The 20,017-nt window shown below is 60.5% G+C and carries 19 protein-coding genes and 1 tRNA gene; 8 read left to right on the forward strand and 12 right to left on the reverse strand.

Going from position 1 to position 20,017, the window contains the following annotated elements:
- Positions 1-97: 97 nt before the first annotated feature.
- Positions 98-610 (reverse strand): crossover junction endodeoxyribonuclease RuvC, encoded by a 513-nt coding sequence (ruvC, locus tag MTP38_RS11575; protein WP_249233646.1) that lies wholly within the window; start codon positions 608-610, stop codon positions 98-100.
- 184 nt (positions 611-794) lie between these two features.
- Between ruvC and MTP38_RS11580 the strand changes: the two genes are divergently transcribed.
- From MTP38_RS11580 to MTP38_RS11605, 6 genes are all read left to right on the forward strand, one after another.
- A tRNA-Val gene (locus MTP38_RS11580) sits at positions 795-870 on the forward strand.
- Between the two features lie 119 nt (positions 871-989).
- Positions 990-1,517: a GNAT family N-acetyltransferase gene (locus MTP38_RS11585; protein ID WP_207686130.1), complete on the forward strand. Its 528-nt coding sequence runs from the start codon at positions 990-992 to the stop codon at positions 1,515-1,517.
- Between the two features lie 198 nt (positions 1,518-1,715).
- Positions 1,716-1,997 (forward strand): type II toxin-antitoxin system prevent-host-death family antitoxin, encoded by a 282-nt coding sequence (locus MTP38_RS11590; protein ID WP_005935267.1) that lies wholly within the window; start codon positions 1,716-1,718, stop codon positions 1,995-1,997.
- Positions 1,987-2,283 (forward strand): type II toxin-antitoxin system RelE/ParE family toxin, encoded by a 297-nt coding sequence (locus tag MTP38_RS11595; protein WP_249233647.1) that lies wholly within the window; start codon positions 1,987-1,989, stop codon positions 2,281-2,283. The genes MTP38_RS11590 and MTP38_RS11595 overlap by 11 nt, the downstream gene beginning before the upstream one ends.
- Before the next feature lie 300 nt (positions 2,284-2,583).
- On the forward strand, positions 2,584-2,886 hold the full coding sequence (locus MTP38_RS11600; RefSeq protein WP_249234691.1) for a CidA/LrgA family protein: 303 nt from the start codon (positions 2,584-2,586) through the stop codon (positions 2,884-2,886).
- Positions 2,879-3,586, forward strand: coding sequence for an LrgB family protein (locus MTP38_RS11605; RefSeq protein ID WP_249233648.1), 708 nt, complete (start codon positions 2,879-2,881; stop codon positions 3,584-3,586). Before MTP38_RS11600 ends, MTP38_RS11605 begins: the two co-directional genes overlap by 8 nt.
- Before the next feature lie 59 nt (positions 3,587-3,645).
- Here the strand turns inward: MTP38_RS11605 and MTP38_RS11610 are convergent, their stop codons facing one another.
- The 3 genes from MTP38_RS11610 to cysS form a co-directional block, all read right to left on the reverse strand.
- Positions 3,646-6,336 carry a bifunctional diguanylate cyclase/phosphodiesterase gene (locus MTP38_RS11610; protein WP_249233649.1) on the reverse strand — a complete coding sequence of 897 codons (2,691 nt, stop codon included), beginning with the start codon at positions 6,334-6,336 and terminating at the stop codon, positions 3,646-3,648.
- A gap of 43 nt (positions 6,337-6,379) precedes the next feature.
- Positions 6,380-7,831: an ABC transporter substrate-binding protein gene (locus MTP38_RS11615; RefSeq protein WP_249233650.1), complete on the reverse strand. Its 1,452-nt coding sequence runs from the start codon at positions 7,829-7,831 to the stop codon at positions 6,380-6,382.
- A gap of 216 nt (positions 7,832-8,047) precedes the next feature.
- Positions 8,048-9,445: a cysteine--tRNA ligase gene (gene cysS, locus MTP38_RS11620; RefSeq protein ID WP_249233651.1), complete on the reverse strand. Its 1,398-nt coding sequence runs from the start codon at positions 9,443-9,445 to the stop codon at positions 8,048-8,050.
- Between the two features lie 415 nt (positions 9,446-9,860).
- On the opposite strand from cysS, the gene MTP38_RS11625 reads away from it, so the two are divergent.
- Positions 9,861-10,325: a GNAT family N-acetyltransferase gene (locus MTP38_RS11625; RefSeq protein ID WP_249233652.1), complete on the forward strand. Its 465-nt coding sequence runs from the start codon at positions 9,861-9,863 to the stop codon at positions 10,323-10,325.
- 130 nt (positions 10,326-10,455) lie between these two features.
- Positions 10,456-11,469 carry an aspartate--ammonia ligase gene (gene asnA / locus MTP38_RS11630; RefSeq protein WP_227621406.1) on the forward strand — a complete coding sequence of 338 codons (1,014 nt, stop codon included), beginning with the start codon at positions 10,456-10,458 and terminating at the stop codon, positions 11,467-11,469.
- A 65-nt stretch (positions 11,470-11,534) separates the two neighbouring features.
- Here the strand turns inward: asnA and MTP38_RS11635 are convergent, their stop codons facing one another.
- The 8 genes from MTP38_RS11635 to MTP38_RS11670 form a co-directional block, all read right to left on the reverse strand.
- Complete coding sequence (locus MTP38_RS11635) at positions 11,535-12,206, reverse strand: hypothetical protein (RefSeq protein WP_249233653.1); 672 nt, start codon at positions 12,204-12,206, stop codon at positions 11,535-11,537.
- Between the two features lie 90 nt (positions 12,207-12,296).
- Positions 12,297-12,878, reverse strand: coding sequence for a CDP-diacylglycerol--glycerol-3-phosphate 3-phosphatidyltransferase (gene pgsA, locus MTP38_RS11640; protein WP_249233654.1), 582 nt, complete (start codon positions 12,876-12,878; stop codon positions 12,297-12,299).
- A gap of 21 nt (positions 12,879-12,899) precedes the next feature.
- A complete protein-coding gene (rimO, locus tag MTP38_RS11645; protein WP_249233655.1) occupies positions 12,900-14,225 on the reverse strand; it encodes a 30S ribosomal protein S12 methylthiotransferase RimO in 1,326 nt (441 codons plus the stop codon).
- Between the two features lie 599 nt (positions 14,226-14,824).
- Positions 14,825-15,337: a regulatory protein RecX gene (locus MTP38_RS11650; RefSeq protein WP_249233656.1), complete on the reverse strand. Its 513-nt coding sequence runs from the start codon at positions 15,335-15,337 to the stop codon at positions 14,825-14,827.
- Positions 15,338-16,522: a recombinase RecA gene (gene recA, locus MTP38_RS11655; protein ID WP_249233657.1), complete on the reverse strand. Its 1,185-nt coding sequence runs from the start codon at positions 16,520-16,522 to the stop codon at positions 15,338-15,340.
- Positions 16,523-16,651: 129 nt separating this feature from the next.
- Entirely contained in the window at positions 16,652-17,587 is a 936-nt protein-coding gene (locus MTP38_RS11660; RefSeq protein ID WP_249233658.1) for a N5-glutamine methyltransferase family protein, read from the reverse strand.
- Positions 17,581-18,531: a DUF1385 domain-containing protein gene (locus MTP38_RS11665; RefSeq protein WP_249233659.1), complete on the reverse strand. Its 951-nt coding sequence runs from the start codon at positions 18,529-18,531 to the stop codon at positions 17,581-17,583. Before MTP38_RS11665 ends, MTP38_RS11660 begins: the two co-directional genes overlap by 7 nt.
- Before the next feature lie 61 nt (positions 18,532-18,592).
- Entirely contained in the window at positions 18,593-20,014 is a 1,422-nt protein-coding gene (locus tag MTP38_RS11670) for a sensor histidine kinase (RefSeq protein ID WP_227621507.1), read from the reverse strand.
- Between the last annotated feature and the right edge of the window lie 3 nt (positions 20,015-20,017).

A 20,017-nucleotide genomic window follows, 5' to 3' on the forward strand; every position in this document is an offset into this window, starting at 1 on the left:
TCCCATAGGGAGAGCCACTGGCGTGCCGGGCAGGTCTATCGGATACGAGAAAGTTTTATTGTTTCGGAAACTATAGTGCCCTGCTGTCAAGGGCAGCTCAGATAGGGCCGGGCACTCTCCGCACGAAGCGGTTGAGCTGGCTGCCGTTGGTGTGGCAGAAGGTAATGGCCATCGCCAGCGCGTCGGCGGTATCGTCGGGCTTGGGGATGGCGGGCAGGTGCAGCAGAACGCGGGTCATCTCCTGCACCTGCTTTTTCACGGCCTTGCCGTAGCCGGTAACGGCCTGCTTGACCTGCATGGGGGTGTACTCGTAGATGGGAAGCCCCGCCTGCGCCGCCGCCAGCAGGATGACGCCGCGCGCCTCGGCCACGCCGATGACGGTGGTCTGGTTGTGCTGGTAGAACAGCTTTTCGATGGCCAGCGCCTCTGGCCGTGTCTGCTCGATGACCTCCCGGATGCCTGCATACACCTCATCCAGCCGCCGCTCGAACGGCACACCGGCGTCCGTGCACACCGCGCCGAAATCCACCGGTGCAAAGCGGTTTCCCGCATAGTCCACCACGCCCCAGCCCACGATCGCGTAGCCCGGGTCGATGCCCAATACTCTCATTCTGCGATACCTTTCCTATTGTAATCATCTTATTATAGCACAGCTATAAAAAAGGGGCAACGATAACCTTTTCGCTTCCCCTGCCTGCGGCAGAAAGATTTTTTGGAGATTTTTGCAAAAAAGGCTTGATTTTTATTCCATCCTATGCTATCATAATTGAGCTGACTACAGCAAAATAGAATATGGACGGTTAGCTCAGCTGGTAGAGCATCTGCTTGACGTGCAGGAGGTCACAGGTTCGAGTCCTGTACCGTCCACCATACAGTTCGTACTCGAACCCGATTCTCTATGAGAAAGGGTTCGGGTACGCTTTTTGTTTACAGGAGGTTTTGAGAAAGGGCTACTCGGCCCATAAGCCGGAATGTGAAAGGATGAGAAGATGACCTTTTTAGAAACAAATCGGCTCAGACTAAGAAATGTAAGTCCTAAAGATGCGATTCAGATGGTTGATTATCGAAATAACGAGCGATGCTCGAAATATCAACGAGGCCAGACGAAAGATTATAAGGATATTGTTACTTTGATCGAGCGTAATAAAGACAATGCCCTGAATATCGCATCGCCGACTATGATTAGTGTTGCATTAAGAGAAACGGATGTCATGATTGGCGAAATCGTCGTTATGCCTAACGAGGGCACAATTTCTTTAGGGTACACATTTTCTTATAAAGTTCACCGAAACGGTTACGCCTATGAAGCCTTGTCCTCTTTAATTGAGTATTTACACAAGCACTATCCTCAGTGGGATTTTATCTGTTTTACTGAAAGAGAGAACATTCCAAGTATGAGCCTTTTGAAGAAGCTGGGATATACGAATTTGGGTTATCTGCCGTCAAAGAATTCTCAAGTATTTGGAAAGTGGCTTCGCCAGGACACATTAGAAGAAATCACAAGTGCGGTTCGATAACTCCTAGTTTATCGCAACCTCAGAAGCAGGGTTTGGGGCACCGCACGCCCCAACAAGAAGCTGTTCCAAAGGGAGCAAGAATTTTCAACAACTGAAAATTTGTGGCCACGGGACGATTCTTGCTCTCACCGTCAGAATCATCCGCCTTGCACTCGTAGTCATTTTGTGATACAATTATCCCGATAGGAGGTGTCTCGTATGATGCAGACATTCGTTCGCCCTTCCCGGGATCTGCGCAACCATTACGCCGAAATTTCGGAGATGCTCAAAGACCACGACCATGTGATCATCACGAATCATGGCCGTGGAGAATCAGTTCTCATCAACATTGAGGACTACGCCAAGTACGAAGAGTTTTTGCACCAGCGGTATGTTGCCGAGGCACTTGCCAAGGCAAAGCAGCAGGCGGCAGACCCCGACACGCAGTGGGCAGACCACGAGAGCGTATGGGAGACGCTAGGCAAGCAGTATGACGTATAAAATTAAATATCTGCCCCTTGCTGTGCAAGATTTGAACGAGATTGCCCGGTATCTGTCTGGCTTTTACCCTAAAACGGCCCGCCGCGTACTGAAAGAGCTGCGGGAGAAGATCACCAAATTAGGCGATACTCCAAAAATGTACGAGGTCTACCGCCTTGACCCTGCTTATCGCAGGATGGTCGTTGACCAGTATCTGGTATTCTACCGCGTCACCGATGAAAACAAGATTGTGGAGATTCACCGTGTGCTGCGAGGTGCTTGGAATCTGCCGCAGTATCTGGAATAAATTCAGGTTCGAGTGCTGTGGACAATGCTCCACCACAAAAATCCCGAGTCATTCGACCCGGGATTTTTTTCGTAGTCAGAGCCGCCCTATCCAAACCGCCAGTTTTCCGTGCCGGGGGTGCAAAATCTTGGCCAGAATTGCCGTTGCACCGCCGTGGCTTTTGGATTATACTGTTGACTTGTATTCCATGATGTAATCTCTCGTTTCTTTCAAGCCAAAGGAGGCATCCCTACGAACTATCTGTTTCAATTCACGCGCATCCTCGCGTTCTGTTTTCTGGGCGAGATCTGTCACGCCCTGCTGCCCCTCCCCGTCCCGGCCAGCGTCTACGGCCTGCTGCTGTTACTGGCGGCGCTCCGCCTCGGCATCGTGAAGCTCGAGCAGGTCAAGGAGGTGGGGCTGTTCCTCACCGGCATCTTCCCGCTGCTATTCGTGCCCGCCGCTGCGGGCGTCATGGAGCTCTGGGCCGAGATGGGCGCGATGCTGCTGCCCATCCTCATCGCCATCGTGCCGGTGACGGTGCTCGTGCTTGTGAGCGCAGGCCGCACCACGCAGGCCCTCACCAGCCGCCGCGCTGCAAAAAAGGAGGTCGAACATGACTGAACTGCTGAACGGATTTCTCTCCGGTTCCGCCGCGTGGGGCGTGCTGCTGACGCTGGCCGCCTTCGCACTGGGCACCCTCATCAACAAGACCACCGGCAAGGCCATCTTCAATCCGCTGCTGCTGGGCAGCATCTTTGTCATCCTCTTTCTGAGCCTGCTGAACATCTCCTACGCCGACTACAAGGCCAGTGCCGCGCCGGTGAATTACCTGCTGCTGCCGGCCACCATCAGCCTCGCCATCCCGCTGTATGAAAAGTGGGACCTGCTGAAGGAGAATGCCGCCGCCATCATCGCGGGCATCTCGGTGGGCACGCTGGTCAGCCTTGGCAGCGTGCTGGCGCTGGCACTGGCTATGGGCCTCACCCGGGAACAGTACGCCACCCTCCTGCCCAAGTCGGTCACGACGGCTATCAGCATGGATGTCGCCGCCGAGCTGGGCGGCATCGCGGCCCTGACCGGTGCCGTCGTCATCCTCACCGGCATCGCGGGCAACCTGCTGGCCGAGGTGATCTGCAAAGCCTTCCACATCACCGACCCCATCGCCAAGGGCATCGGCATCGGCACCTCGGCCCATGCCGTGGGCACCAGCAAGGCCCTTCAGATGGGCGAGGTCGAGGGCGCGATGAGCGGCCTGTCCATCGCGGTGGCCGGCGTCCTCACTGCTGTGCTCTGCCCCTTCTTTGTCAGCTTTATCCAGTAAACCGCAAAAAAAAAACAAGTCCTCTGTGCCTGTTGTGGTACAGAGGACTTGTTTTTTTATCATGCATCCCGCTGGCGGGCCGCTTCTTCGATGACTCTGACCGCCTTTTCGTGGATGGCCAGAGGCTCTGCGGCCGGGCGGGCCAGACAGTAGCCCTGCAGAAGGTCCACGCCCATCTCCAACACCCTGCGCAGGTCATCCATCGTCTCCACGCCCTCGGCCAGCACCTGCACGCCGCGGGGGCGGGCATAGTCGATGAGGGCCTTGAGGAACTGCTGCTTGTCGGGGTCGGCATCAATGCCCCGGATGATGGCGATGTCCACCTTGACATAGCGGGGCGCGATGGTCAACAGGCTGCTGCCGTTGCTGTAGCCGCTGCCGTAGTCGTCCAGCGCAAAGACGGCGGGCGCACCGGTGGCATTCCGCTTCCGCTCCAGCGCCTGTTCGTCCATCTCCTCCTCCTCGGTGATCTCCACCACCAGCTTCGAGAGGATGGCTTTGTGGGCCGCACGGAAGTGCGCCCAATCCTCATCGTTCAGGCTGACGCTGGCGATGCTGTTGACGAAGACGAGGGCATCCGGCTCCACCTTGCCCGCCGCTTCCAGCGCTTCATAGCACTCGCAGGCGCGGAACAGGGTCAGCTTCTCGATGTCATACAGCCGCCCCATCTCGCTGGCCAGCTCCATCACCCTCTGGGGAGAGCTCAGGGCGGGCAGCCGGGGCCGCATCAGGGCCTCATAAGCCGCCACATGGCCGTCCCGGGCCGAGAAGATGGGCTGGAAGTAGTAGTCCACCTGCCGCTCCCGGACAAGGATCTCGAAGTCGCTGCGCTGCTTCATTGCGTAGATGCCGTCGCGGTAGTGCTCCATGTTGAACTCCCGGACTTCGCCCTTGGTGGAGTGCTTGACCTCGTACATCGCAAAATCGGCGTATCGCTTGAGGGTGTCGAGGTCGGCTGCATCGTCGGGATACCATGCTACGCCGCCGGACATCCGGATGCACAGTTTCTTGCCGTCCGGCAGGGTGGCGCTGCTCCGGGCAAAGCCCTCTTCCAACTTCCGGATGTCCTTCCGCACGGCCTCCTTCGTCTCATAGCCGTAGAACAGCAGCAGGAACTCATCGCCGGAGAGCCGCGCCACCACGGTGCCGCCGGGCACGCCCTGCTGCAGGCTGTGGGCCGTCTTGCGCAGATAGATGTCGCCCCAGTCGTGGCCGTAGGTATCATTGATGGTCTTGAGGTTATCGAGGTCCGTCATCATCAGGGCCGCACAGCGCATCATTCTGGGCTTCTCGAACAGCTCGCCGCAGACCCGGAAGAAGGCCTGACGACTGTACAGCCCGGTAAGGGCGTCGTAATCGCGCTCGTGCTCGATGCGGCTGCGCTCGGCTACGGCTGCTTTGTAGTTGTCGGTGCTCAGGGTCACGATGGCGTCGGCCAGCCTGTCCAGCTCCCGGATGCCGGTGCGGGAGAACTCCGGGACGGCCTGATGCCGCTCCTGCGCATCCGCCAGCTCCTTCGAGAGCTGAGCGACCGGCTGGGCCAGACCGATGCTGACGAAGAATGCGCAGCCCAGACCAAAGCCCAGCGTCAGCAGGATCGCAAAGCTCACGAGATTCGTCACCGACTGGGAGAAGCGGAAGAGGTCGTTCCTTCCCACCACGCCGATAAGCAGCCGCCGTTCGCCCGAGAAGGGGGCGTTGCGGTTGTAGAGGCTGATCTGGCGGATGCTGGCGACCTGATTGGCACCGCCGCTCGGATAATGCCAGTAGCCCTTGGCGCGGTGGAGGGTCAGCTCCCATCCTTCCTTCTGCAGCGCGGCCGTCTGCTCGCCGGTGTTGGCGGTGACATGGATCTGCAGCTCCTCGCCCCGCAGGTCGGAAGTCGTGGAGGCCAGCAGATAGCTTCCGTGGTTGTCGTTCTGCAATTCGTCCCACGGGAGCTTGGTGTCCATATAGCTTTCCAGCATCTCGATGCCCAGAACGCCGTACACCGTGCCGTCGTCCAAAATCAGAGGCTGCGCGTAGGCGATGGCCTCCCGGTCATCGCCCAGCAGCGTATAGGGCAGGGTCGTCCAGCGGCCATAATCCGCCGCAGCTCCGGTCTGCTCCCCGCTCTCATAGGCAGCTTGGAAGGGCCGGACATAAAAGGCATCCTCTTCCCCCTCCAGATACTGCTGCGCAGGCGTCCACGCCTTGTCCGTAGTGATGCCGAAGGCCTGCACCAGCTCTGCCGGAGCGCGCTCAAACATCACGTCGGAGTTGTCCGCCGAGGAGGCGGCTTCTGGGTCGAGGTCCCGCAGATAGACGCAGGGCAGCCGGTCGCCGGAGGTGCGGTCTGTAAAGTCGTGGGTGTTCAGGATGAGGAAGACGCCGCTGACCTGCTTGGCGCGGAGCGCCTTGAGCAGCCTCGGAGCGGCCGCTTCCAGCAGGGGCAGGCTCTCACCGCCGGTAGAATCCAGCGTATCGAGGGAGATCGTCCCCTCGTCCAGCATCTGCCGAGCCGTATCGTTGATAAAGCTCGAAAGCTCCGTCAGGTCCTGTGCCTGCTGGAGCTGGGTCTCAATATACCGGGCACGGTTCTCCACCTGCTTGTCGAGGATGTCCACCGCGTTCTCATCCAGTCGGAGGGTGACGCCGCTGACCCCAATGGCCGAGGCCATCAGCATGACCATGATGACCAGCATGACCATCAGCGCCGCAAAGATGGTGTGTTCTTTTCCTTTTGCTTCATCTCGCATCAGAAGCTTCATGGTCTCTCCCTTCTTTCACTTGTCCACTCGTCTTTGTGCCGTCTCAGCCCTCGTACTGGCGCAGGGCATCGCAGAGGCTCTGATACCATGCCTCGAAATACTCATCGGTCATAAACTCCGCCTCAGCGTCGGCCACGCTCTCGCCTGCGGCGATGCGCGCGACGACGGTGGCACGGTCAGCCTCCGCAAGGTCGCTCATGCTGTAGGTCAGGGTGTCGCGGGCCTTGGTGCCGCCCTCAAAGGCGCGGGGCGTGTACATCTCGCTGCTGTTCACGGTATCGACGGCCTGCGTCAGGATGTTCTCCATGTTTCCGGTCAGGATGAGGCCGCTGCTGCGGATGGCGTCCATCTCATTGGCGGCGTGGGTCACGGGCAGATAGCCGGAGCCTACCGCAAAGGCAATATTATTCTCCGGCTGGGTCAGCCACTTGAGGAAGACCACGCTGGCTGCCTCCTCGGCGTCGGTGGTCTTTGCCACGGCCATACCGGCCCCCTGCTGGACCGCGAATTTCTCGCCGTCGGCAAAATGGGGCGCAGGCAGGACTTTCAGGGCGATGCTGTGGCTCTCGGTGTCGCTCAGCATTACCCGAGACGGAAAATAGGTGGCGCTGGAGCTGGAGCCGACGTAGGCCAGAATGTTGCCGATCTTAATGTCGTCGCTGCGGAAGCGGCCGCTGGCGGAGAACCAGCCCTTGACGTAGGGCACATAGTAGTTGTCCCACAGCCTGCGGGCGGTGGCCTCGGTCAGCTCCACGGTCATCCTGCCGCCCTTGACGTCGAAGAGGGTGTCTCCCAGCTCCTTTGCGCCGATGAGCATATAGTTCGCCATCGCGTCGCGGCCAAACAGGGCCTTGCCGTCGTCGGGCGTTTCGGTCTGGGCGTCCGTCCAGTTGTAGTAGGCTTCGGCAGTCCCGACCAGACCCTCGATGGTCTTAAGGTCGGCGTACTCTGCGCCGGTGGCATCGGCAAAGGTCTGCCAGTCGGTGTCGTTCAGGAACAAAAGCTCCACAGACTTTGCCACCGGGAATATTTTGATGCTGCCGTCGTCGTTGAAGTCGCCCTCGGTCAGGTAGCTCCCGATGTAGGCCGCCCTCTCCTCGTCGGTGAAGTAGGGCGCAAGGTCCACCAGCTCGCTCATCTGGTCCATCGCATAGGCGGTGTCCGCGTAGGCCATGAAGATGTTGGGCATCTCCTCTGCGCCCACCTTGCCCTGTGCCGAGGCCATCACCTGTGCCTCAAGGTCATTGACATTGCCCTGACTGCAGTTTTCCACGGTGATGTTCTGTTCCTTGCCGACGGTCGCATTGAACTCTTCGACCAATCTGTTGAAGCTTTCCAGCTGGTCGCCGTTGTAGTACGTCCAGACGGTCAGCTGCACCGGCTCGACATCTGCCGGTCCGCCGCTCTGCGAAGCCCCGCAGCCTGCGAGGCTGAGCACCAGCGCTGCAGCTGCTGCGAATGCTCCCAGTCGGTGCATCCAGTTTCGTTTCATCATCTTCGTTCTCTCCATCATGCAGCTGTATTTTTCTCCAAAGATACCTTTATCATACCATTACCCGGCAGAGCCTGTAAACATTTTTCGATAAAATCAGCAATATTACAACATCCCTCCCCCGCTTTCTTTTCCATAAAAAAGCAGGGCAGGCCCGCGCCGCCCAAAGCTACCAGCTTCTGGCAAAAGCGCAGGCTTGCCCTGCATTTGGTTCTTCTCTTACAGCTTGCTCAGCTGGGGACCCTGAGCGGTATCCTTGACGGCCCAGCCCATCTCGGTCAGCTGGGCGCGGATGGCGTCGGCAGAGGCCCAGTCCTTCGCCTTCTTGGCGGCGGCACGCTTCTCCACCAGCTCCGTCACTTCGGCGGGCACCTCGTCCTTCTTGCGGTTGTACATCAGGCCCAGCACGCCGGTGATCTCGTCGAAGGCGGCAGCGCCGGCCTCGAGAGCGGCCTTGCTGGAAGCGGCGGACAGGGTGTTGATGTCCTTCACGAGGTCGAAGACTGCGGCCAGTGCATCGGGGGTGTTCAGGTCGTCGTCCATCGCGGTGCAGAACTTGCGCTTGGCCTCCTCGGCCTTCTCCTTCAGGCTCTCGTCGGTGCCGAACTCGGCCTTGCTGAGGGCGAAGTCGAGGTTCTCGCGGCAGGTATAGAGGCGCTCGAGGCTGTTCTTGCAGCTCTCGATGAGGTCCACCGTGTAGTTCAGCGGCATCCGGTAGCCGGCGGTCAGCATGAAGTAGCGGATCGGCTCGTAGCCGTAGAGGTCTGCCACATCGCGGACGGTGAAGAAGTTGTGCAGGCTCTTAGACATCTTCTGATTGTCCACGTTGATGAAGCCGTTGTGCATCCAGTAGCGGGCGAAGGTGCAGCCGTTGGCGCACTCGCTCTGGGCGATCTCATTCTCGTGGTGGGGGAAGATGAGGTCCTGACCGCCGCAGTGGAGGTCGATGGTCTTGCCCAGATGGGTGCGGCTCATGGCGCTGCACTCGATGTGCCAGCCCGGGCGGCCCATGCCGTAAGGGCTTTCCCACGCAGGCTCGCCGGGCTTTGCAGCCTTCCAGACCGCAAAGTCGGCGGGGTCTTCCTTCAGGTCGTCTTCCATCTGGCTGCGCAGCTCACGGTTGCCGCTCTCGAGGTCGTCCAGCTTGAGGTGGCTCAGCTTGCCGTACTCGGGGTCGCTCTTGACCCGGAAATAGACGTCGCCGTTCTTGGCAACGTAGGCGTGGCCGCTCTCGATGAGGTCCTTCACGATGTCCAAAATCTGCTGGATGTGCTCGGTGGCGCGGGGCTGGACGGTGGGCTTTTTGCAGTTGAGACCGGCGGCGTCCTTGAGGTACTCGGCCTCGAAGCGCTGGGCGACCTCCTTCATGGAGGTGCCCTCTTCCTGTCCCTTTTTGATGAGCTTATCGTCGATGTCGGTGATGTTGGAGACGTAGATGACCTTGTTGCCGCGGTACTCGAGGTAGCGGCGCAGGGTATCGAAGACGATGAGCGGGCGGGCGTTGCCGATGTGGATATAGTTGTAGACGGTGGGGCCGCAGACGTAGATGCGGTACTCGCCGGGCACCTGCGGCACGAACTCTTCCTTCTGGCGGGTCAGGGTGTTGAAGATCTGCATAGCTGAAATACTCCTTCTTGTGGGACAGGCCGGAGCCGCGATGCCCTCTTGCCTGAAAAAGCAAAAGCCTCCAACGCTGCGCCAAAAGGCACAGCATCGAAGGCGGTTCTTTTTCAAGATCGCGGTTCCACTCCGGTTTGTCGCTCAGGGCCGGTAACGGCGGCCATCCGCACTGCGATACTCAAATTTCCCGCAGCGTGCTGCCCGGGCGCACTTCACACAGCGGTCTGCAAACAGGCTTTCAGCCAACGGCCCGTTTTCTCTGCCCAGACGATGCGGCGCTACTCTGCCCGGATAAACGCATTTATCCTTTTACAGTTTTATTATAATAGCCGCCGGGGCGTAAGTCAAGCGTTTGACTCCCTCTCCCGGCTGTGCTACACTGGGCAAAAACACAGACCGGAGGTTTTTTGTCATGCAGCTCCTCACCGAACGCCTTTTCCTCATCCCCCTGCGTCCGGACGGGATGCGCGCCCTTCTGGCCCGCACCACCGACCCGGAGCTTGTCCAGCCCTACACCGATATGCTGGACCTTTCACTCGCCCACCCCGATCAGTGGGTCTGGTACACCGCATGGGGCCTCTATCAGAATGACTCCGGCGACTGGGTGGGCGACCTCTGCTTCAAGGGCCTGCCCGAAAATGGCCACCCCGAGATCGGCTACGGCCTCCTGCCGGAGTACGAGCATCAGGGCTATGCCACCGAGGCCGTCCGCGCCGCCTGCCGCTGGGCCTTCGGCCAGCCCGGCGTCACCGCCGTCGAGGCCGAGACCGACCCCGGCAACACCGCCTCGCAGGCTGTCCTCCGCCGGGTGGGCTTCGTGCCCACGGGAACGATGGGCGAGGAAGGACCGAGGTTTATTCTGCGCAAAAAGGCCTGACCGCGCTGCAAAATCAGCGCTTTCCCCTTTACATCTCCCCCGACTTGTGCCATAATTTACTTTATTAAAGGGAAGCTGTCCCCGGCGCGGCATTTCGGCGGCGCAGGGCAGCAGAGAGGGGTAAACTGCCATGAGCAAGATCATCATTCCGGCAAACTACACGCCCGCGCTGAACCTGTACGACACCCAGCGCGCCATCGGCACGGTGAAGCGGCTGTTCGCCGACACCCTGTGCGCCACGCTGAACCTCTACCGCGTGTCGGCACCGCTCTTTGTCGAGGCCTCCACCGGCCTGAACGACGACCTGAACGGCGTCGAGCGGAAAGTCACCTTCGACACCAAGGACAGCGGCATCGAGGTTCAGGTGGTCCAGTCGCTGGCCAAGTGGAAGCGCAAAGCCCTGAAGGACTACGGCTTCCGGGTCGGCAAAGGCCTCTACTGCGACATGAACGCCATCCGCCGCGACGAGGACATGGACAACCTCCACTCCATTTATGTGGACCAGTGGGACTGGGAGAAGGTCATCCGCGAAGAGGACCGGAACGAGACGTACCTGAAGAACGTCGTGCGCTCCATCGTGTCGGCGGTCTGCGCCACCGAGATGAACCTGCACGCCATGTTCCCCCAGCTGCAGGACCTGCCGCTCCACACCCCCAACGTCACCTTCATCACCTCACAGGAGCTGGAGGATAAGTACCCCGACCTGACCCCGAAGGAGCGGGAGAACGCCTTCGTCAAGGAGAACGGCACCACCTTCCTGATGAAGATCGGCGCCCCCCTCAAGAGCGGCAAGCCCCACGATGGCCGTGCACCCGACTACGACGACTGGGATCTGAACGGCGACCTGCTGTTCTGGAATGAGCCGCTGCAGTGCAGCTATGAGCTGAGCAGCATGGGCATCCGCGTCAGCCCCGAGAGCATGGACCGCCAGCTCACCGCCGCAGGCTGCGACGACCGCCGCACGCTCCCCTTCCACAAGGCTGTGCTGAACGGCGAGCTGCCCTACACCATCGGCGGCGGCATCGGCCAGAGCCGTCTGTGTATGCTGCTGCTGGGCAGCGCCCACATCGGTGAGGTCCAGGCCAGCGTCTGGGACGCCGCCACCCGCGAAGCCTGCGAAAAGGCAGGGATCCCGCTGCTGTAAGGCTTTTGTGGCTGGAGAGGCCAAAAAGGCCGCTGTACCTACAGACAAGGTACAGCGGCCTTTTCTTATGTCCGGAATTTCAAGCCCACTTTGCTCTTCTTTCCGTTGCCGCCCAGCCACCAGAGCAGGAAGGCATACAGAAGGTCTGTCCCAAGGATGATGGCGAACCATGTCAGCGTCTCCGGGATGGTCTGGTCATACACCCGCATAAAGGGATAGGGGCCGTCAATGGTCCCTGTAATATTCCCGTGCAGATCATACAGACCGTATAGGACGGTCGGGACCAGCGCCCACCAGACCTGTCCCAGCGGCAGGCGGGGCAGACGCTCGAAGAGCACCAGCGACAGGATGGCCAGCACCGGGTTGAGGAAGTGATGGTAGAGCATCGAGTCGGTGAAGAGCATGATGTACCAGCCATTGCCGTCCTCGTACATGGGGGCCAGAATGATGACCACCGTCAGGAAGGTCATGGCAAGGCAGCTGGTGGAGATGAATTTGAGCCGCTTGAGCCAGAGGGGCAGTTCCCGCCCGGTGAAGACGCAGCCCAGCTGCCACAACCCCACCAGCAGGCAGACCGCGCCGTTGAAAATGTTGGACAGCTCGGTGTACATGGTGAACATGATGGTGCCTCCCAGCGCCCAACTCATGGGGAGGGCAATGGTCTCGAAGTACACGATGAGGAAATTCAGGGCTGCCGAAGCCAGCTTTCGCCCGACGATGAGGATGTTTTTCAGCATCTTGCGCTCTCCTACCTGTAATTATTTGCTACAATATCAAAGAAACGAGCGGTTTTTCCGCTCGTTTCTTTTTTACACCCGGTGAGGCGCTTATTTTGCCGTATTGATGAAGCTGCGGTTGTCCCACAGATACTTGATGCCGGAGATCGCGGTCACAGCGGCCACGCCCCAGCACAGCACAGAGGCCACACCTGCGCACTGCTGGCCCAGCACGTTTCCGGTCAGGGAGACCGTGAAGTAGTAGAAGAGGATGGTCAGCATCTGCAGCACGGTCTTCACCTTGCCCCACATATTGGCGGCGATGACCCGGCCATCCTTGGCACCGGCGGCTACCATGCGGAGTCCGGAGACAGCGAACTCACGGGCCAGAATGATGCAGAGCACCACGGGGCTGCATACGCCGTCCCGCATCATGTAGATGAAGGCCACTGTGGTCAGCAGCTTGTCGGCCAGCGGGTCGGCAAACTTGCCGAAATCCGTGACCATGTTCCACTTGCGGGCCAGATGGCCGTCGAGGAAATCGGTGAAGCTGGCTACGGCAAAGACAAAGCCTGCAATGAGATAGTAGCGGGGGTTGTAGCTCGGCGTGATATACTGGCCGAGAGAGACGAAGATCATGAACACCGGCACCAGCAGAATACGGGTCAGGGTGAGCTTATTGGGCAGATTCATACAGAATTATCCTCCAATCTGTTATTTTACGACAGTACCATACAAATCGTAAAGGTCGCTGTCCTCCACCAGCACGTCATAGAACTCGCCGGGGTAGAGCGGCTCTTCGCTGGACACGCAGACATTGCCGTCCACCTCGGGGGCGTCGGCGGCGGTGCGGCAGAGGTAGAGGCCGCTCTCGTCATCCACGCCGTCGCAGAGGACGCGGACGGTCTGGCCCACCTTTGCGGCCTGCTTCTGGGCCATGATGCCGGTCTGGATCTGCATCACCAGCTCGGCGCGCCTGTCCTTGACCTCCTGCTCGATCTGACCGTCCATCTTGGCGGCGACGGTGTTCTCCTCGGCGGAGTAGGCAAAGCAGCCCAGACGGTCGAACTGCACCTCTTTCACAAAGCTGCACAAGTCCTCGAACTGCTCCTCTGTCTCGCCGGGGAAGCCCGCGATGAGGGTCGTGCGGAGGGTGATGTCCGGGATCTCACGGCGCAGCTTGCCGATGACCTCCAGCAGCTCGGCGCGGGTAGAGCGGCGGTTCATGTTCTTGAGGATGGTGTCGTTGCAGTGCTGGATGGGCAGGTCGAGGTAGGGCAGGACCTTCTCGTTCCGCTTCATGGCAGCGATGAACTCGTCGGTGATGCGCTCAGGGTAGGCGTACATAATGCGGATCCACTGGATGCCGTCGATCCGGTTCAGCTTGTCCAGCAGCTCACAGATGCTGCCCGGCTTGCCCCAGTCCTCGCCGTAGGCGGTGGGGTCCTGTGCCACGATGATAAGCTCCTTGACGCCCTCACCGGCCAGCCAGCGGGCCTCTGCCACACAGTCGGCCATCTCACGGCTGCGCAGCGGGCCGCGGATGCCGGGGATGGCGCAGTAGTGGCAGCGGTTGTTGCAGCCCTCGGCGATCTTTAAGTACGCATAGTGGGCGGGCGTGCCGATGACGCGCTTGCCGCCCAGCGGGAAGTCCTTTTTGAGGCCGTAGCTCTCCAGATGCTCTTCGCCGCTGAACAGGCGGGCCACGATGGAGTCGATGGCCTTATTAGAGGCGCAGCCGACCACGGCGTCCACCTCGGGGATCTCCTCCTCGATTTGGCTCCGGTAGCGCTCGGCCAGACAGCCGGTGACGACCACCTTCAGGTTCGGGTTCACCTGCTTGTAGGAGCAGGCCTCGAGGATATTTTCAATGGCCTCAGTCTTGGCACTCTCGATGAATCCGCAGGTGTTGACGAGGATGACGTCCGCCTCGCCGAGGTCGGCCACCGTCTCGTGGCCCGCAGACAACAGGATGTGGACCATGACGTCCAGATCGACCTGATTTTTCGGGCATCCAAGGGAAATACACGCAATTTTCATTCGGATAATACTCTCTTTCTCTCTTGAGGGTCTGTTATAACGACTTGATGTGGGGTTGTTTTTTAGCTGGCTTGCGCGCTGGTGGCGCGGGGGATGTTTTTTCTTTTGGTTAAGCGGTTTGCGCTCCGCGCGGGCCAGAGGCAGGGAGGGGTGTTTCGACTCCCCCCTCCCTACCTCTGGACTCCACTCTCCCCGCAACGAGTTAAGGGCTGCTCGCCCTTAACAATTCCAATGTGGAAGTCGAAACGGAAAAAAGCTAGCCGCTGCGCTTAACGCTTTTTTCTCGTTTCTCCCATTTGCTGCTTCGCAGCAGACTTTACGCCCTTGCAGAACGTGAAGTCCTGCGAAAGCGTAACACCATCGGCGGAGCCGTAAACCGGAGAAGTACAAAAAATGCGTTTAGCGAAGCGGCTAGCATTTTTGTGCTTCGACAACTCCTTTGGGGTCTGAAAGGGGCGAGCAGCCCCTTTCTCGTGGATCCAGCGCGTCGAAATCGCTGGTGCTTTTCTGGTTCTCTTTTGGCACGCAAAAGAGAACATTAGCCTTAATGAAAGAGCGATTTGACCCGCGCACAGGCGCGCACGCCTGCTTAAAAAGAACTAATCGTCCCCCTCTGCTCTCTTTATCGCCTCTTTGATGACCGGATACGCAAACCCCCGCCGGGCCAGCGCAGCCACAACAAGGTCTTTCCGCCCTGCGGCCAGCTTGCCGCGATACCGCCCCTCCACGAGGGCGGCGGCAGCTTCCAGCTCCGGGTCTTCGCCCGCTTCATCCGGGGCATAGACCTCTTCCAGCGCAGCAGAGATCTGCTGCGCGTCCAGCCCCTTCTGCCGCAGGTTCTGTGCGGCGGCGCGGCGGCTCTTGCGGGCGGCCAGCAGGCCGTGGGCGCGGGTCAGGGCATAGCGCTCGTCGTCCACATACTGCCGCTCCACCATCTCGGCCACCACAGCGGCGGCGGTGGGCTGGGTGAAGCGCCGCCCCAGCCGCTCATAGAGCTGGCCGGACGAAAGCTCCTGCCCGGCCAGAAGCTCCATCGCACGGGCGCGGGCCTTGGCGGCGTCGGTGGATTTTTCCTCCTCGGCCAGCGGACGGCCCCTTCTCGAAAAAGCCATTTAGTCTTCCACCATGATGTCCAGCTCGCTCTCGCTGCTGCGGGCCGGTGCCTTGACGACCGGCTCCTTGGAGGCGGAAGCGGTCTCGCCGCCCTCCTCCTTGTCCACCGCAGCGGCAGCCTTGCCCACCGGACGGCGGGTGGCGTAGAGCTTATCCGCGTTGGCGCGGATCTGGCCCTCGATGTCGTTGGCGATCTCGGGGTTGTCCTTGAGGAACTGCTTGGCGTTGTCGCGGCCCTGACCCAGACGGATGTCGCCGTAGTTGAACCACGCGCCGCTCTTCTGGACGATGCCCAGCTTGACGCCCACATCCAACAGCTCGCTCATTTTGGAGATGCCCTCGCCGAACATGATGTCGAACTCGGCCTCACGGAACGGAGGCGCCACCTTGTTCTTGACGATCTTGGCGCGGGTATGGTTGCCGATAAACTGGCCGGAAGAGTCCTTCAGGCCCTCGACGCGGCGGATGTCGATGCGGACAGAGGAATAATACTTCAGTGCGCGGCCGCCGGTAGTGACTTCGGGGTTGCCGTAGACGATGCCCACCTTCTCACGCAGCTGGTTGATGAAGACGCAGACGGTGTTGGTCTTGCCGATGACGCTGGTGAGCTTGCGCATGGCCTGACTCATCAGACGTGCCTGCAGGCCGACATGGCTGTCGCCCATCTCGCCCTCGATCTCGGCGCGGGGCACCATAGCGGCCACAGAGTCCACAACGATGGCGTCGATGGCACCGGAACGCACCAGCGCCTCGCAGATCTCCATCGCCTGCTCGCCGGTGTCGGGCTGGCTGACCAGCAGCTCGTCGATGTTGACGCCCAGCGCTGAGGCATAGGCCGGGTCAAGGGCGTGCTCGACGTCGATGAAGGCCACCTCGCCGCCCTTCTTCTGGGCCTCGGCGAGGATGTGGAGGGCCAGTGTGGTCTTACCGCTGGATTCCGGTCCGAACACTTCGATGATACGACCGCGGGGCACACCGCCCACGCCCAGCGCGAGGTCGAGGCCGAGGCTGCCGGTAGAGATGGCGTCCACCTGCATGGCGGTGTTGTCGCCCAGCTTCATGATCGCGCCCTTACCAAACTGCTTTTCGATCTGGGCCAGCGCCGTTGCCAGCGCATCCTTCTTTGCGCCCGGCTCCGTCTTCTGGGTGGCGGGGGCGACATTGTTGTTCTGATTTTTTGCCATAGCGTGCTGCTCCTTTATCGCTTTACCTGCAGGGTGCAGGCTGTGCTGTACCGATTCTTTCCTCTATAGTATATCACAGATTTCAGATATGACAACAGATAGTTGTAGATATTTTTTATTTTCTCACGCTTATTTTGCTCTGCGGGCCATTACGCAGCGGTCGTTTCCGCCAAAATCCTTCCGGCAGGTGATGTCCACCCAGCCGTTTGCTTCCAGCAGGGCCTCCACAGCCTCCCTCTGCTGCCAGCCGATCTCCAGCGCCAGCGCACCGCCGGGGCGGAGGGCCTTCTGGTAGTGTTCCGCAATGGCCCTGTAAAATACGAGTCCGTCGTCCCCGGCCTCCAGCGCCATGGCAGGCTCTTTCGCCACCTCAGGCTGCAGCTCCCGCATCTCCTGCGCCGTCAGGTAGGGCGGATTGGAGACGATGAGGTCCAGCTGCCCGTCGGGCAGGGTCTGCCAGTAGGTGAAGAGGTCGCCTTCCACCGGCTCCGCAGCGCGGGCAGTCCGGAAGCCCCAGTCAAAGACCGGGGCCTCAAAGGGCGAAGCATCCAGCACATTTTCGGTGCTGCCGCCCTGCCCCTTCAGGGCCAGACGGGTGTTCTTTTCGAGGTAGGCATAGGCCTCCGGGCTTTTTTCCACGCAGGTAACGACCGCCGCCGGGCAGAGCCGCTTGACGCCGAGGCCAAGACAGCCTGTTCCGGCGCAAAGGTCCAGCACACGCGGCGTTTCCACACCTGCCAGCATCCCGGCAGCAGCTTCGGCCACCACCTCGGTGTCGGCGCGGGGGCAGAGCACCCCCGGCCCCACGGCCAGCTCAAAGTCGAGGAAGGGCCAGCTGCCGCAGAGGTACTGCAAAGGCTCCCGGGCTGCGCGGCGGAGGGTCAGCGCCTCCAGTCTGGCCGCTTCGTCGGCGTCCAGCGGGCGGTCTGTGAGCCGGGCATCGCGGCCTGTGGCCAGCCGGAACAGCTCCCGGGCGTCGAAGTCCGCATCGGGACAGCCTGCCGCCGTCAAACGCTCTTCCACTTCCCGGACGGCGGCCCGGGGCAGCATCCCTTCGCTCACCATGTTCCGTCCTCCGGCTTTTCGGGCAAAACGGGCGTCACGGCTGCAATGGCCACCTCGATCATGCTGTCGTCGGGTTCAAAGACGGTCAGCCGCTGCACCCAGAGACCGGGCTGGCGGATGATGCGGGTCGCAAGGTTATCCGAGCGGCCGCACCATTTCAGCAGCTCGTAGCTGATGCCCATGACCACGGGCAGAAGCAGCAGCTTGAAGACCACACGGAGGCTGGTGCTGCTCCACGGCAGGACACTGTAGAGAAAGACGCTGACGATGACCACCAGAATGAGGAAGCTGGTTCCGCAGCGGGGGTGGAAGCGGGTATACTTGCGGACATTCTCCACGGTCAGCTCGTCGCCGGCCTCGTAGCAGGCGATGGTCTTGTGCTCGGCACCGTGGTATTCGAAGACGCGGTGGATCTCCTTCATCTTGGAGATGGCCACCATGTAGGTCAGAAAGATGGCGACCTTGAGCAACGCTTCGAGGATGACCTTCGGCCAGCGGGTCAGGACGACCACCTTGCCGAGACCGCCCACCAGCACCGTGGGCAGAACGGTGAAGAGCAGGATGGCGAACAGACCGCCCACAAGGGCCGCACCGGCCATCAGGATGTCTTCGGCCTTTTTGCCCAGATGCTCGCCCACCCATTTTTCGAAGGCGGACTCTTCCTCTTCGGCGTCGTACTCGTCGCCCATGCTCACCTGTGCGGAGTACATCATGTATCGGTAGCCGGTAATGAGGCTCTCGATCATCGAGATGGCCCCCCGCACGATGGGGATCTTTGCCCAGATGCCGTGTTTGGGGGTATCCTCGATCTTGGTCTCAATGGTGCCGTCCGGCTTGCGCACGGCGCAGCAGATCTGCTTCGGGCCGCGCATCATGATGCCCTCCATCAGGGCCTGACCGCCTACGCTGGTCTTAAAGCATTCCTTCTTGGGTTCGTGATTCATAAAATGGATTTCTCCTGTCCGTTTTTTAGCCTCTATCTTACCACATAAATGTGACAAAATCTTACTTTTTGTAGAGCGGCAGGCCCAGCGTCACCACAGTGCCCCGGCCCAGCGTGCTCTTGATGTCCATCGTGCCGTCGAGGGCGGTCATGATGGAGTCCACCAGTGCCAGACCGATGCCGCTGCCCCGCACCGAGTTGCTGCCCTTGTAGAACTTGGTCTTGACGTTTTCCAGATCTTCCGGCGGGATGCCCCGGCCCTGATCGAGGATCTCCACGAAGGCCTTGTACTCCCCGGCCCAGAGCTTGACGGTGATCCGTCCGCCGGGGGCAGAATATTTGATGGCATTGTCCATGATGTTGATGAACACCTGCCGCAGTCGGTCGGGGTCGGCGTAGACCGGGATCATCTCCTCCGGCTCATTGTACACCAGCACAAGCCCCTCCCGCTGGATGCGGGCCTCGCAGAAGAGCACCGCGTCGGTCAGCTCCGCCACGAGGTCGAGGGGGCGGCAGGTCATCTTGAGGCGTCCGTTCTGCAAGCGGCTGAAATCCAGCAGCTCTTCCACCATGTTGTAGAGGCGGGCCGTCTCGTTGTTGATGATCTCGAGGCCCTTGCGGTAGTTCTCGTCCGAGGGGTCGTCCAGCGTGCGCAGGGTCTCCACCCAGCCCCGGATGGAGGTGAGCGGGGTGCGCAGCTCGTGGGAGACAGAGCTGATGAACTCGTTCTTCATCTTTTCTGTCTCCTCGAGACCCTCAGCCATCCGGTTGATGGTGCCCCGCAGACGGTCTACCTCGTCCCGCTCGTCGCCGGTGACGGGCAGACGGACGTCCAGCTCGCCCCGGGCGATGCTGGCGGCAGTGCGCTCCACCTGCCCCAGCGGCACCACGATGCTCCGCACAAAATAGAGGCCCGACATGATGGTAAAGGCCAGCACCGCCGTGCCCATGATGAGGGCCACCACCGCCGTCCGCTTGAGCTGCTGCCCCACCAGCGTCAGGCTGGTGACGAGGCGCATCGCGGCCACATCCTCGGCGGCATAGGGCACGAGGCAGCAGGCCGCCATGACCATCTCGCCGCTCTGGGTGCGGTAGATGGCGACGCCCTGCCCGTCCATGGCCTCCTGCGCCTGTTCAAAGTCGGTGCTGGTCACGATGCCCTCCGCGTCGGTGCCGCTGGACGAGGCGATCACGCCGCCGTAGCTGTCCAGCAGCATGAACTCGTATTTGTCCTTGTCGGAGAACTGCTCCACCATCCGGCGCAGCGCCACGCTGCGGCTGGCGGCGGTCTTCTGGCTCGTCTCGCCGGTGTACATCTTGAGCTGGCCGGTGATGGACGAAAAGCGGCGGTACATGGTCTGCTGGACGCCGTTGTAGTAGCTGCGGGTGGTGCTGTAGAGGAACATGACCTCCACCAGCAGCACCAGCAGCACCGTAATGAGCAGACTGCCCTGCAGCCATCTCCGGGTAATGCCGCTTCGCATGGC

It is taken from the genome of Faecalibacterium sp. I3-3-89 (assembly GCF_023347275.1).
GTDB lineage: Bacteria > Bacillota > Clostridia > Oscillospirales > Ruminococcaceae > Faecalibacterium > Faecalibacterium butyricigenerans.